This window comes from Roseburia sp. AF02-12 (assembly GCF_003461765.1).
Taxonomy (GTDB): Bacteria; Bacillota; Clostridia; order Lachnospirales; family Lachnospiraceae; genus Roseburia_C; species Roseburia_C amylophila.
This window is the reverse complement of record NZ_QTXS01000002.1, coordinates 580,200-594,108: the sequence shown is the minus strand read 5'-3', so window position 1 is coordinate 594,108 and position 13,909 is coordinate 580,200. Positions and strand designations below refer to the sequence as shown.

At 32.7% G+C, this 13,909-nt stretch carries 13 protein-coding genes; all 13 read right to left on the bottom strand.

Annotated features, from left to right (window positions below; translation table 11 throughout):
• Nucleotides 1-9: 9 nt before the first annotated feature.
• The 13 genes from DV740_RS12305 to DV740_RS12245 are packed head-to-tail and all read right to left on the bottom strand — an operon-like array spanning nt 10 to nt 13,863.
• Nucleotides 10-1,683: a PIG-L family deacetylase gene (locus DV740_RS12305; RefSeq protein ID WP_147340203.1), complete on the bottom strand. Its 1,674-nt coding sequence runs from the start codon at nt 1,681-1,683 to the stop codon at nt 10-12.
• 29 nt (nt 1,684-1,712) lie between these two features.
• Nucleotides 1,713-2,756 carry a glycosyltransferase family 4 protein gene (locus tag DV740_RS12300; RefSeq protein ID WP_118088207.1) on the bottom strand — a complete coding sequence of 348 codons (1,044 nt, stop codon included), beginning with the start codon at nt 2,754-2,756 and terminating at the stop codon, nt 1,713-1,715.
• Between the two features lie 14 nt (nt 2,757-2,770).
• Nucleotides 2,771-3,880, bottom strand: coding sequence for a glycosyltransferase WbsX family protein (locus tag DV740_RS12295; protein ID WP_118088206.1), 1,110 nt, complete (start codon nt 3,878-3,880; stop codon nt 2,771-2,773).
• 47 nt (nt 3,881-3,927) lie between these two features.
• On the bottom strand, nt 3,928-4,809 hold the full coding sequence (locus tag DV740_RS12290; protein WP_118088205.1) for a glycosyltransferase family 2 protein: 882 nt from the start codon (nt 4,807-4,809) through the stop codon (nt 3,928-3,930).
• A 9-nt stretch (nt 4,810-4,818) separates the two neighbouring features.
• On the bottom strand, nt 4,819-5,190 hold the full coding sequence (locus DV740_RS12285; protein WP_118088204.1) for a hypothetical protein: 372 nt from the start codon (nt 5,188-5,190) through the stop codon (nt 4,819-4,821).
• A gap of 15 nt (nt 5,191-5,205) precedes the next feature.
• Complete coding sequence (locus tag DV740_RS12280; protein WP_118088203.1) at nt 5,206-5,943, bottom strand: hypothetical protein; 738 nt, start codon at nt 5,941-5,943, stop codon at nt 5,206-5,208.
• Nucleotides 5,944-5,963: 20 nt separating this feature from the next.
• Nucleotides 5,964-7,100, bottom strand: a complete 1,137-nt coding sequence (locus DV740_RS12275) for an EpsG family protein (protein WP_118088202.1) — start codon at nt 7,098-7,100, stop codon at nt 5,964-5,966.
• Nucleotides 7,101-7,116: 16 nt separating this feature from the next.
• The gene (locus DV740_RS12270; protein WP_158561566.1) at nt 7,117-8,154 is read right to left on the bottom strand and encodes a glycosyltransferase; all 1,038 of its coding nucleotides are present in this window, start codon (nt 8,152-8,154) and stop codon (nt 7,117-7,119) included.
• A 14-nt stretch (nt 8,155-8,168) separates the two neighbouring features.
• The gene (gene murJ / locus DV740_RS12265; protein WP_118088200.1) at nt 8,169-9,692 is read right to left on the bottom strand and encodes a murein biosynthesis integral membrane protein MurJ; all 1,524 of its coding nucleotides are present in this window, start codon (nt 9,690-9,692) and stop codon (nt 8,169-8,171) included.
• The gene (locus tag DV740_RS12260) at nt 9,689-10,771 is read right to left on the bottom strand and encodes a glycosyltransferase family 4 protein (protein ID WP_118088199.1); all 1,083 of its coding nucleotides are present in this window, start codon (nt 10,769-10,771) and stop codon (nt 9,689-9,691) included. The genes murJ and DV740_RS12260 overlap by 4 nt, the downstream gene beginning before the upstream one ends.
• Nucleotides 10,771-11,379 carry a sugar transferase gene (locus tag DV740_RS12255; RefSeq protein ID WP_118088198.1) on the bottom strand — a complete coding sequence of 203 codons (609 nt, stop codon included), beginning with the start codon at nt 11,377-11,379 and terminating at the stop codon, nt 10,771-10,773. The genes DV740_RS12260 and DV740_RS12255 overlap by 1 nt, the downstream gene beginning before the upstream one ends.
• A 3-nt stretch (nt 11,380-11,382) precedes the next feature.
• Entirely contained in the window at nt 11,383-12,588 is a 1,206-nt protein-coding gene (locus DV740_RS14830; protein WP_158561565.1) for a NeuD/PglB/VioB family sugar acetyltransferase, read from the bottom strand.
• A 54-nt stretch (nt 12,589-12,642) separates the two neighbouring features.
• Entirely contained in the window at nt 12,643-13,863 is a 1,221-nt protein-coding gene (locus DV740_RS12245; protein ID WP_442969789.1) for a DegT/DnrJ/EryC1/StrS family aminotransferase, read from the bottom strand.
• Nucleotides 13,864-13,909: the final 46 nt, after the last annotated feature.

Genomic DNA, 13,909 nt, shown 5'->3' with positions numbered 1-13,909 from the left:
AAGCTTTCCTCATCTCCTGCGATTAATCATTCTTACTAATTTATAAATCAACTTATTATAATAATATCCAATTCTTTTTATATACTTTACAAAAAAGATATGCAGCTTAGAATAAACTATAATTTCAACTTGATCATATATTGCTGGATTATCTTTTTTTTCAACTCTGATTATTTTTCTCTTACTGCCTTTCTCAAGACACACATCACTGCTAATTAATTTCTTTTCCCCATTAACCAGTTCATACCATTGAAAGTCTTCACTTTGAATTTTTCCACCCTGTATGCCATCAAAACAATATAGCGACAATTTAACATTCTCTTGCGAATATGCTATATATTGATAAATAAAATTTTCATCTTTCATTATCTTTACATATTCACACTCTCTTTTCCTAAAAGGCAATATCTCTATTTTAGAAATCTCTATTCTCTCACCATAAAAACGAATATCAACTTTACAGCAGTCTACAAGTTCATTTATTTTCAAATAAAATGCTTTTCCATTTCCCGCCACTGAACCTGTATGGATTACCATTCCTGCATCTGTCCGAATTTCAATATCCATTATATTTTCACACAAAAGTCCTGTATAAAAAACAATCTCTTGAAACTTACTTTTGGATTCAAATTCTATTGATATCGTTTTCTCATTATCTGTATCAGCCGGTTTCCAGACAATTTGTCCATCTTCGAGTAGATTTGTCTTTTTACATACATCCTTGCATTCAAACATCTTTAATGTTTGAAAACACTCTGCATTTCCTGATGATGCCATGACCTTACTTTTTAAGAGTAAATTATCTGTTCTTCTAAGCCAAAACACCTGGTCTGAATTCAATAATCTTGGAAAATGGTATTTTACATACTGTGACTTATAAATTTTCATAAGTTCCCGGTACGGGTTTTGAAAGGCATAATGACTAAAATATTCATTAAAAATAGGGAAACGCACACGCTGCTCCCAGGAATAATATGTTTCAAAAAATCTATCTGCATAAGTATGATGTGGATTCTGTGCTATTGACTTGCAAGATTTTAAATTTAATGTATAAAAATCCTGCATTCCCATCCACAATATATCATGCGCAAACATTTTGAATACTAATGGCATGTATTGTTCTTCCCGGATAATTTCGGAAATCACCTCTTCAAACATAAGGGACAGTGCTATATGATCACAATGTATATCACAATCGATGCAAAAAATTATATCGGCTTTACATTCCAGCAAAATATTTTTTAATATCTTCCCATAATTTTCTCTTGTATATTCTGACTCTTCACCAAATTTCAAATATGAATATGTTTTTAATCCGCTTGGTGCATATGTCTCACTCACCCCTGCTGGTGAAGGAACACATTTCGACTCATTATACCAATGCTGTAAATTTTCCCCATAATCGCCAAAGCCCATAAAGAATATGTTTTCTTCTTTTATCTGCATCTTTCTACAATATTGCAGGCTCTCATTCATACGGACAGTTGCCATATCACTTCCATGATAATCACCATTCGTTGCAAAAGCAATTGATATGTCACATTCGTTTTCGTTAAGAATAGGTAAAATTGTTCCCACTGTAATAATTTCATCATCTTCGTGCGGAACCAATATCAACACTTTCTTCTTACGAAATAAATCGCAGTTATTTATGCCATTGTCCCATATTTTTTTCTTCTTCATGCCTTCTCTCACTTCAACATACCTCTAATTTATTTTAAATCTTCCAAAAACTGGTTAAAATGTTCAAACGACATATTTCTTTTCATTTTACAGGCCTCTAAATAACCATTTTCCTGTAATGTTATAAGCAGTTCTTCATTGTTAAGTAATCGTTCTATATACTTTTCCATTTGTGTATAATCAGGTCCATCTGTTATCAGTGCATTTATCTCATGTTCACCAAAGTCCCTCAAACAGCCCGTCCTATTACCTACAACAGCACATTTATTTGCCATTGCTTCTGTTACAATCAGTCCCCAGCCTTCCTCAACACTTGGGAAAAGACAAATATCTGCCTCTCTGTATAGCTGCATCAGCCTCTTTCTTGATGGTTGCTGATAAAATTCAAAATCATCCGGAATATGTTCATCCTTTGTTAAACCATACAAAACACACCTGACATTATACTTTTTCTTAACCCGCTTCAACACTTCCAATCCATTATAGCCGCCTTTATAGTGACTAAAATTTGCTAACATAATGATTGTTTTTTGTTCATTTCTAATCTTTGGAACAGAAATAAACTCATTCTCGGGTATCCCATTATAAATAACTTCCGCTTTTTCACCCGTTAATTCATATATGTAGTCCCTCATATACTTGGTTATTACAACCATATGCATTCCATATTGATAGGTACGATCTATATCTTCTAAATTTGTCTTCTGTTCATTCACTTCATGTCCTTGGATAAAAAGAACCTTTTTCCCTTTTTTCTCATCTAATCTACTTACTCTTCTAGCAGAGCATGGACCAACCGCTATCGTAATATCTGCATTACGTATAAATTGATTTGATACATTTACTGCCTTCTTTACTGGAAATTTGCAATCATACCACTCAATTTTAGTTCCTCGCAAAAATGTGTTTGCAATGCTCGTCCGAACTTTTATTTTTCTATCTACTTCCTCATACAACATGGGAACATATACTAAAACATCATGTCCTCTTTCTACCCAATCATTTGCATATTGAAAAGCAACACGCAAACCACCACCCATAAGAATAGTTGGTATAATTATATTAATTTTCATTCTTTGCCCCTTATTTATACTTCTGGTAATTCACCATTCTCTTGTAATGCATCATGAACAGCCTCTAACATCTTATATCCATATTTTTCATCTGGCTCTAAATACCCAGATTCACCCCATTCATTCCATGCAAACATGAAAAGATAATCCTTATGATAAACATCCCTTGCCCTTTTAATCTGCATGGATAAATACTTTTTAAATTTTTCCGGCGTAACGTTTGTACATACCTGCCCTCTATTTTTTCTACGCGGTGTATTATCCCAATCTACAAATGCACCTGGAAACCAAGTGTCATCTATTGGTTCCATTTTTAAAATAATATTCCATATATCATCATAAGTATATTGCATTGTTGTTGCCTTGCATCTTAAAAATGGCAACACGTCTGCCACTCTATTCAACACACGTTCTATTTTAAATTTTGTGCTTTCGGAAACATATTTTTTCACCGCTTTACTCATCTGAAATTCTATTCCATATGAATACGGTTCTCCTAGTTCTTCCTTCTTATGATTGTAGGTACTATCCTGATGAATAAATTCAATTCCCAATAACCCATTCTTTCGTGCCTCTTCATCCCACAGTTTAAGCATTTGAGGAAATTCTTTAAAATCTCTAGGATTATATATGATAAATAATGGTTTTCCATTCATCTTGATATATCTCTCATCCTTAAAAAAAGGTAACAAGTAATTAAAGTGTTTGAGCCATTCTTCTCTTCCACCATATGTCTGTTCCCTCAATATCTTATCCGATTTACTAGCCCACTCTCTTTTCCATGTATGATTTGCCCAACTGAAACAAAACGGCATATCCACACTCTTATTCGCTAACATAATCTCTGCTGGTTTCTCAAGTAACATTCCCTCTTCAAACCAGTAATGGTAATATACAAAGCCATAAACACCATATTTCTTTGCAATCTCAGCCTGCCATTCCAAAGTTTTTACATCCGTGAGATTATAGTAATTTTGATTTAATGGAACACGAGGCTGATACTGCCCTTTATAGGATGGCTTTGCTGTTTTTAAGTTCTCCCATTCTGTATGATGCTCTCCCCACCATTCATTATTCTCTGGTATTTCATGAAACTGTGGTAAATAAAATGCTAATATCTTCATATTTTCTCCTCTATCTGTTATAATCTGAATCCTCGCATATTTTTCTCCTAGCAATACTCCTTATACCTTATATGGTAAAACAATTTTCCAAACGGATACATCACAAATGCACAAAACGGATTGTATGCTGATTTTATAATGTGCTTTTTTTTCGCACAAACTGCTATTGCCACGTATCGTATTGTATCAAAAATTACATTCTTTATATCCTTGTCATATTTTATACGTTGTTCTATATAGGCCAAATACCCTTTCGGATTTTTTGCAATCAATCGTGCCATATTCTGTGTATAACCATCTTCCAGATATTCACATATATAGATATACTGTGGTACAATCAGAAATGAACTAATCTGATCAAATTGGTCGTACAAATATGCTTCAGGCACAAATTTCTCTCCTTCAAACACAGGGAAACGCAATGAACCAACTTTACTAACATCAAAAATCAGCATTGTATCGCCTGAAATAATTTTCCTGTCATAAAACTCTTTCAATTTTCCAACCTTACAATCCAAATTTTCCTGATACTGCGTAATAGGGGTTCCATCACTCATCTCTCGAAATGCAACCATTCCGCCGACTTCCTGTTTGCTCTGCTTTCTTAACTTATCCCATTCTTCTAGTACAACCGCAACCGCATTTTCATGTAATTGATCATCCGAATCAACACAGACAAACAACTCTGTTTTTGTTAATTCCAATGCTCGGTTATGTGCTGCAGATTTTCCTGCATTTTTCTGGTAGACATATCTGATTTGAATCTTTTTTTCCGATATCCAATTTTGAATTTTTTCTTTAGTATTATCCGTTGATCCGTCATCAATAATTAGCCATTCAAAATCTTTGTTAGTCTGTACACATAATGATAAATATAACTTGTCCAATATATATGCACGATTATATGTAGGTGTAAAAATTGTAAGCATTTTATTCTCCTATTGAAAATAAATGGCTCCTAATATATTAGCCCCATTCATTTCCAATTCTCTTTTCCATTCCATAGCCTGGTTTCCGTTTACTTCGTTCCCTTTGATAAAAATTAAGGTTGCATCACTTTTTCCTGCTTCAAAAAAAGCTTCGGCATTATTAATAATAGAATGCATATTTAAAATGCGATACTCCTCTTTATCAATGACTTCGCTTCGTTTCTTTAAATCCGCTGCAAGTAACTCTATAAAATGATTTATCCTGACACTATCCTCCCCAAAGTTCACACAACATATTGACTGTATATGTGTCTTTGAGTTTAAAATTATATTTGACACACGCTTAACATTTGTATTAATATCGATTTTATTTTTTTTCATTTTGTATTTGCCCCTTTATTTTTCTATTTCTACTAATACTGGAATATCTAAGTTGTTCTCAATATCCTCTTTACAAGAAATCTTTAAATCTAATAAATTCTTTAACATTACCACAGCACTTAACAAAATAAAAACAACTGCTGATACTAAAATAGATTTTTTTATAATGCTTCCATAACTAATAATTGGAACTGTATTGGTTGTTGTTTCTGCTGCTTGCTGACTCACATTTTCATAATATGGTTTATCAATATATGTAAAACTACTAATATTATAAGTATTTTCTATTTGTTTCTCTCCAACATCAACAATTTTACTCAATACAGCATCCCATGTATATCCATCTATTTCATTTACCGGAGATGTGATCGTTAATTTCAGTGTATTTCCCCTTATTTCCCATGTCATCTTGTGAAATAAATCGATGAAGCTATCAGAAAGTCCTAATTCGTCAATCACATCTTGGATAACCGTATTGCTAATCATAACTGCTAAATATGTATCCATTGCGACACCCTGGCTTCCATCCGTTGGTGTCTTTGGAATAATAGAAATCATCGTTGAACATACATAACCAGACTCTTCCGCTAACATATCACTCTGATTAGATGTATTTGTACGATTTCTCAGATAACTTTCGCCTGCCACAATTATAAATACAAGAATGCAAATTCCTGCAATCCATTTTAGACTTCTTCCCCAATACTTGATTAATTCTAATAATCCCAGTTTCTTCTCAAATTCTTTTTTCATACTTTTATCCTTTCTTTTTATTAATTAAAGATTCCTATTCCTTTTGAAACAAAAGTTACATATGGCATAAGACCGCCCGCATCAAAGTTGATAATATATCTGAAATATCCATATGCACAAATTGCTACTGTACATAACTGAACAATATATTTTTTTCTTCCCTCATCAATTTGGCATAAGTACATCAGGATAATTCCATATGTAATGGTAAAGTAATCTTTAAATCTTGTTGACACAACATTCCCACTAAATATTGCAAATATTGGTAACAAACATGTAAATATCTTTAAAACAAATTCTGAATTACTGTCTTTTTCTATAATCTTATCAAAACATATAATAACCAGAAACATTAATAGCATATACTCTGCAATATGAAAAATGCTAATTGGCATATTCATTGACATCCATTGTTTTGCCTTAAATATAATAGTACTTTCACTTGGTATCCTCTCCAGTATAGCATTAATCATTACAAATATAGAAAATCCTAATTTATCTATCAAAAACATAGACCATGCAATTACGTTTAAAATCAACAATCTCTTTTTTGTTAATTTAAACTGCATAACAGGATAAACTACAAATAATATAATAGCCCCATTATGAAATAGCAGTGCCAATATGCATAACAAATAGTACTTTATAATCTTCTTATCCTGAATAAGCCTCCATGATACAAAGAAAATAGCAATTGTAATCGATTGTCTTAAACTAATAAATGTGTTATAAAAGAACAGCTTATATAAGAATACCGGTAGTACAATTGCCCAGTCATTAATATAACGTTTAAGTCCATGATACATACACAGATACCAAATTGCCGACTCTATTACTGTAAATCCATAAAAATTAAATCCCAACGTCTTTACAAATGAATTAAACAATAAATAACCAATTTCAAAATTGTTTACCAATTTTATATTTTCTATTGAATCACCTAGTTGATTTAATTCCCACAGCTTTGGTATTGCTTCAAACCCTTCCCGGTATATATAGTAATCACTTCCTCCTAATTCAAAGCGCAGTCCCGAAATAAGGAAAACACCAATAAACCATAAAATATATATTATCCTTTTTTGTCTATCCTGTTTTAATAGATTTGTAATTAAAATGATAAAAGCTGTGCATAAAAACAGCAATATATAAAATAGCATTTCTTTACCCTTGTCCTTATTGATATATATTCTTTAACTCCGCCATATACTTTTCTACATTATCTAGTTCTTCTGCCCTCTCCCTGGCACGCATACATTTATTCTCATAATACGAGTTATTTGTTAATAATTTCTCAATTTCATGCACAAACTGTTCGTCTGTCTGACATAATTTACCACACTCGTCTGTCACAATATTTTTCAAACCTCCCACATCTGTCGCAACAACTGGAAGTCCAAATGTTAATGCCTCCACCGCCATCAATCCAAACCCTTCCCAATTAGACGTTACACATAATATTTTAGATTTAGCCAACAGTTCATACGGATTATCCAAAAAACCCGTCATCGTAATAACATTTTCTAAGTCTAACTCCTTTATTTTTATCAAACACTCTTCTCGTTGTAAACCATCACCTATCATGAGTGCCTTAATTTTATCGTTATTATCAAATAATTGACTCACAATACTTATATATCTGAGAGGGTTCTTTTCTGTTGACAGCCTTCCGAGAAATGCTACATCATATTCTTTTTCAGAACCTAGTTTTCCTTTTTTTTGTATCTCATGTACATCAATAGGATTTCCTATAACAACCCCCTTCTCTTTTATCCTTCTATTGGCAACAAACTCATTTAACACCGCTGAAGAAACAGTTAAAATATTATCATACTTTGATATTGTATATGAATACGTAATTGTTTTTATATTCCATTCCTTTATCCACAAAGGATTACAATGAATATGGCTAACTATTTTTTCGCTTTCCTTTGTTAACGCAACCAATATACTAGCAGTAAAATCATGTGCATGAACAATATCCGGTGAATATATTCTTCTCATCTGTTTAACTGTTCTGAACGATAATTTGTCAACAAGATAATACTCTATATTTTCCTTTTTTAATCGCTCCTCAATTGGACCTTTGCGGGCCATATATATCATTCGATATTGGTTTGGATAAAACTCATTCATTTTCTTGATAATTTGTATTACAACATTCTCTGCCCCTGAATATGAACCTGTATTTAGAACATGCACTATCGTCTTCATCTTTTCACCCATTTTCAAAATTTATGTTTTATCTTTTCTAACTCATCTAATAAAGTTTCTTCTTTTAATATAATCATGCATACAATATAAGAAAGGCCTGATATAAATGTAATTCCAGCCAACAGCAAAAATTGCACTACCATTCCGCTTTGTTCATATAATGTCATACAGTACTTTCTCATTCCAATAATTAATGCAGCCATAAAACATGCCGCAAAAATAGATTTGAAAAATACCTTTAAAATTTTCTTTATATTACATATAGCTCCCTTTTTTATTAAAATCCAAAGCATTGCAAAAGTTGCCAATGCTATACTAATAGTTGTAACAGCTGTTAATCCCATTAATCCACGATGGACTAAAATAAAATCTAATACTGCATTTATTAAAATGCTAATCCCTAAACATACTGTAGGTACTAGAGCCTCTTTTCTTGCAAAATATACCTTGCATAAAATGAAACTAATACCAATTGGAAGCATACCCAGTGAATATCCCTTTAGTACCTGAACAGTCATATTGGTTGCCTGTTCATCAAAGGCACCTCTTTGGAATAATGCCTGAACAAGCCAATCTCCCTCTGCTAAGAAAAAAACAGTTATCGGAACCAGTATCAAAATAGTTTGTTTCAATAATTTCACAATTTTTTCTTCGAACAAAGTATATTCTTCTTTTACAAATAGTTCTGATAATTCAGGGTATAATACCGTTATCATGGAAAGTGAAAAAACTTCAGGTACAATGGATGTTAATGTAAAAGCATAATTTATCGCAGCCACTGCACCTTCCTGCAATATTGATGCAAACACCCTGTCGAGCATAACATTTAATTTGATAACATTTGTTCCCAAAAAAGCTATTATTGAAACAGTGCATATCTTTCTTAAATGCTTATCTTGAAAATCCAATATTCTCTTATATTTAAAATTATATTGTTTCATTAACAACCATCCTAATATAAGAGGAATTATGTATGCCATCAGGTAACCCATACCTAATTTTACTGGACTTTCTTTGCTCAACATAACTGCAATAATAACAATAAAATTTGTTATTATTAACTGAACTCCATTATAGTAAAAATTCTTTTTCGTGTTTAAAAAACCGCTGATAGTATATATAAGAAAGATACAAACAGATGCAATCATCACAAAACATAATAAAATTTCGGTATATCTTTTTGTTTCATCTGAAAAGCCAATTCCAATAACAGATACAATTGGTTTTACAAATATAATACAAATTATGGATATTATTCCGCAAATCAATAATACTGCATTTATAAGATTATTGAAAAACTCATTTCTTCTATCCTCTTCAGCAATCAGCATACTCTCAGGAATATATGCTGTCATTATTCCCATTGCCAAACCGGTAACAATCAGAATTGCAATTGAATTTGCCATACTATATGCGTCACTCATCGCAGTAGTACCATAGATATATGATATTACCAATTCCCTCACAAATCCAAGTATCTTACTTATAAACGTCAATATAATCAAACCAATAGTTGCAGTTTGTAGCCTTTTTTTCATAATAGTCCTATCTTATTCAAAGTATCTTGAATTACTTTATTTTTGTCAAAATTCTTTTCAATAAATTTTCTTGCTTCTACACTCATTTCAACCTTTTCATTATACGGCAGCTCATAAAACTGTTTCATTTTTGCATAAAGATCATCCTCGTCTTTTACCTGTACAAGCAAACCACTGATTCCATCCACCAAAGCTTCCCTGCATCCGGAAATATCACTGGTAATAACTGGTCGACCCATTGCAGCACTTTCCAATAATGTATTAGACATTCCCTCATGATAGGAAGGCAAGACTGTACATATAGAATTTTCTACATATGCTCGTACATCATTCACCCATCCAATATATATTGCAATGCCTTTATTAACCATTGCTTTTACCTTCTCTTCATAATCCTCTTCATACTCGCCCAAAATCATCAATTTTACATCCGGATAAACTGCATGAAGTCTCTGAATTGCTGAGAACAATTCATCCACTCCTTTCTCTTTCATAACACGACCCATATACAAATAATTTCTATTTGTAATAGATGGATATGCTTTATAGGAAAACGATTCTAAATTCACACCGGCTCCATTTAATACCGTCCCCTGTTCCTCACATATAATCTTCTCCTGTATCAGTTTTCTTTTATTTTCTCTATTTTCAAAGAAAACAACCCTGGCCTTTTTTAATGCAATTCTATATAAATGTATAATTATCCATTTAAATAGCCCCTCACTTTGAAATGCCGTTCCTAATCCAGTGATATTAACAACATAAGGAATTTTATTTTTCCGCGCAATAATGCCGCCATATATATTGGGTTTTATAGTGTAAGTAATAATTAAATCCGGTCTTATTCGTTTCACTTCACTCTGTATCTGCTTTATTAACTTCCATTCTTTTTTAAGTCTGATACTACGTCGTTCCATCTGAAGTTCACAGACTTCCGCTCCAATAGACCTTAGTTCATTTTCACATTCGTCTATTTTTGTTGCAATAAATACTTTATGTCGTTCCAATATTTTTATAATTAGTTCTTTCCGAAACTTTACTAACCCCACTGATGAATTTGCAATAATCAAAATATTCATTAGTTATCTTCTCCCTTAAATTCTTCCATTGTAACAGATGAATTACTGCTAATACCCTCTCTTTTAAATACAATTTTTATTGTTTTTAAAATAATCTTACAATCATTTAGAAAGGTAATATTTTCTACATATCGAATATCCCATTCGAATTTTTCCTCCCAACTTATACTATTGCGTCCATTCACTTGCGCTAATCCAGTAAAGCCGGGTCTTACATCATGTCGGTGCTTTTGTTTTTCATTATATAGCGGAAGATATTGTACTAATAACGGTCTTGGGCCCACAAAGCTCATATCACCTTTCATTATGTTTAGCAATTCTGGTATTTCATCCAAACTAGTACTTCTTAATTTTTTACCAAAAGAATTTAGTCTTTCCTCGTCAGGAAGTAGTCTCCCACCTTCATCCCGTTCATCTGTCATTGTTCTAAATTTGTATAAACTAAAAATTTTTTCATCTTTTCCCGGACGTTTCTGTTTGAAAATAACAGGACTTCCTAATTTTATATATACACATACTATCAGTATTAAAAATATTGGGCTTAATATCACTATGCTTATAATAGCCAGTATTATATCCAATAATCTTTTTATATATTTTTCATACATTTTCTATACCTTCATTTTTCTTGCCGGAACCCCGATATAGGTTCCTATTTCATTCAAATTTTTTATCACAACTGCTCCTGCTCCAACAACTATATCTTCACTAACTTCAATATTATTACTTACAACTGCTCCCGCTCCAACCCACGTATTATTACCAATTTTAACATTTCCAGCCAAATGAGCTCCTACCGCAACATGTACAAAATCTCCTATTTTGTTTTCATGGTCAACAGATGTGCATGTATTTATTATTGTTCCTCGTCCAATGCTGGTTTCGGGTTGTATAACACTTCCAGCCATCACAACACATCCTCTATCAATTTTAGCATCTGTTGCCACACAGGCAAATGGCGACACCATTGTAACTACATTTACCCCTCTTTTTTCATATTCAGTTTGTATTTTATCACGGATTTTTGCATTTCCAATCGCAACAATTACATCATACTCTTCTTTATGCTTTATTGCATACTCACTACATCCTAAGACACCGCTCGTTTCTAACAAACTGGGATTATCATCTAAAAAAAATATATTATCATAACTTCTTGTCTGTCTTGCCAGTTCCATAACAGCCTTTCCATGACCATTTGCTCCTACCACTAAAAGTTTACTATATTTTCCATAGAGCTTAACTATCCTGGCGGGATTTCCTGCCACAGAACATCTCGTTTGAACACTTGATGTCACAACAGTCCCATCTATAACCTCTGCCGCAATGCCCACTTCTGTTTTAGGATAAATTTTTCCTCCACATCTAATCAAAGCGAAAGAGCCTACCAATGTTTCTTGATATATTTTGCAATCATTATCTATGATTGCAAAATTTTCTATAGTGGCATTACCCAAAATCTGACTTTCTCCAAAAATCAAATTGCCCTTTCCTATTTTTACTTCTTTAGATATCTTTACCTCTGGAGCAATCAAATTTGGAAATTTAAATTTACCAATTTTTTCTATTCTTCTTATAATTTTTTCTCTTTCATAATTGTTTTCAACCCCACATACGAGACATGTTTTTGGACCATACTCTTTTAATTTATCTATTTTCCCTAAAACTCTAATTTCCCCATATACTATTTCTGTTGTTACATTATCATCTAAACACCCTTCAATTTCCCACAAATTCTCTTTTTGGTTTATTTGCTCAATTAACTGCCGAACCTTTTTCGCAAACTCACTAATTCCTACAATAATAATTTTTTCCACAATACTCTCCTCCTACACGACATCGTTTTTGCGCCAAAATATTATGTAGTCAAATTATTCAAAGCAACAATGTATCATCTCTATTATTCTATCCTGCTGTTCTACTGTCATTTTATTATCACTAGGCAAGCATAATCCCCTGGAAAAAATATCCATTCCAACATCAGTTATTTTATTCTCAATATAAGCATTTGTTCTAGCTCGTCCATTTCCATCTTTTATAATAAAGGGATTTAAACGATAAATTGGCTGCATATGCATTGGTTTCCAAATTGGACGCCCCTCTGCATTCATTGCTGCAAGTACTTCAAGTATTTCCGTCGGACAGGTTTTCCCTATTTCTTTTTCAAAACACACATCTTGTTCGCCCCGAACCTGTTTACACATAGCTTTTTTATCTATCAGTAAGCATGATAACCAATAATTTGGTTCTGAATTTTCAAAATCTATTGGATTCATAGATACTGGTAAATCTTTCAAACCCTCTTTATAACGTATGTAAATTTTCCTTTTCTGTTCAATATGTTCATCCAAATACGGAATCTGTCCACGCACAACCCCAGCGATTACATTACTCATGCGGTAATTATATCCTAATTCCTCATGTTGATACCACGTTGCATTTTCTCTTGCCTGCGTAGACCACTTTCGAACTTTATTTGCTGCCTCTTCATCATCAGTCAAAAAGCAGCCTCCAGAACTTCCTGTAATAATTTTATTTCCATTAAAAGATATTGTATTGTATTTTCCAAATGTTCCTGTTTGTTTTCCCTTATATGTTGCCCCCATAGATTCTGCCGCATCTTCTACAAGAATAGCACCATGTTTCTTTATTATATTGTTTAATTCTTCTATTTTTCCCGGTGTTCCATATAAATGAGCAATAACAACAATCTTTGTATCTGGATACAATTCAAATGCCCTTTCCAATGCTTTCGGATCCATATTCCAAGTGTCATATTCTGTATCAATAAATACTGGCTCCCCTCCTTCATATACAACCGGATTTACAGTTGCATCAAATGTCATATCTGAGCAAAACACTTTTTTCCCCTCTAATGTACCATGCCCAATCTTAGGCATACCATATACCTCTATGCCCGCAAGTTTTAATGACAAATGAAGTGATGCCGTACCAGCAGATAATGCTACTGCATATTTGCACCCTATTCTTTCACATATCATGCGCTCTACTTCACTAATATTTTTTCCTACGGTAGACATCCAATTGGTCTCATATGCTTCTCTCATAAACTCCATTTCAGAACCATGCATTGTTGGACTGCTTAACCATACCTTTTTTTCAAATTTCTTCACTTCA

Excerpts from the sequence above, each read along its gene's own strand:
- DV740_RS12305 (WP_147340203.1), bottom strand. The coding sequence starts at position 1,683 with ATGAAGAAGAAAAAAATATGGGACAATGGCATAAATAACTGCGATTTA.
- DV740_RS12300 (WP_118088207.1), bottom strand. The coding sequence starts at position 2,756 with ATGAAAATTAATATAATTATACCAACTATTCTTATGGGTGGTGGTTTG.
- DV740_RS12295 (WP_118088206.1), bottom strand. The coding sequence starts at position 3,880 with ATGAAGATATTAGCATTTTATTTACCACAGTTTCATGAAATACCAGAG.
- DV740_RS12290 (WP_118088205.1), bottom strand. The coding sequence starts at position 4,809 with ATGCTTACAATTTTTACACCTACATATAATCGTGCATATATATTGGAC.
- DV740_RS12285 (WP_118088204.1), bottom strand. The coding sequence starts at position 5,190 with ATGAAAAAAAATAAAATCGATATTAATACAAATGTTAAGCGTGTGTCA.
- DV740_RS12280 (WP_118088203.1), bottom strand. The coding sequence starts at position 5,943 with ATGAAAAAAGAATTTGAGAAGAAACTGGGATTATTAGAATTAATCAAG.
- DV740_RS12275 (WP_118088202.1), bottom strand. The coding sequence starts at position 7,100 with ATGCTATTTTATATATTGCTGTTTTTATGCACAGCTTTTATCATTTTA.
- DV740_RS12270 (WP_158561566.1), bottom strand. The coding sequence starts at position 8,154 with ATGAAGACGATAGTGCATGTTCTAAATACAGGTTCATATTCAGGGGCA.
- murJ (WP_118088200.1), bottom strand. The coding sequence starts at position 9,692 with ATGAAAAAAAGGCTACAAACTGCAACTATTGGTTTGATTATATTGACG.
- DV740_RS12260 (WP_118088199.1), bottom strand. The coding sequence starts at position 10,771 with ATGAATATTTTGATTATTGCAAATTCATCAGTGGGGTTAGTAAAGTTT.
- DV740_RS12255 (WP_118088198.1), bottom strand. The coding sequence starts at position 11,379 with ATGTATGAAAAATATATAAAAAGATTATTGGATATAATACTGGCTATT.
- DV740_RS12245 (WP_442969789.1), bottom strand. The coding sequence starts at position 13,863 with ATGCATGGTTCTGAAATGGAGTTTATGAGAGAAGCATATGAGACCAAT.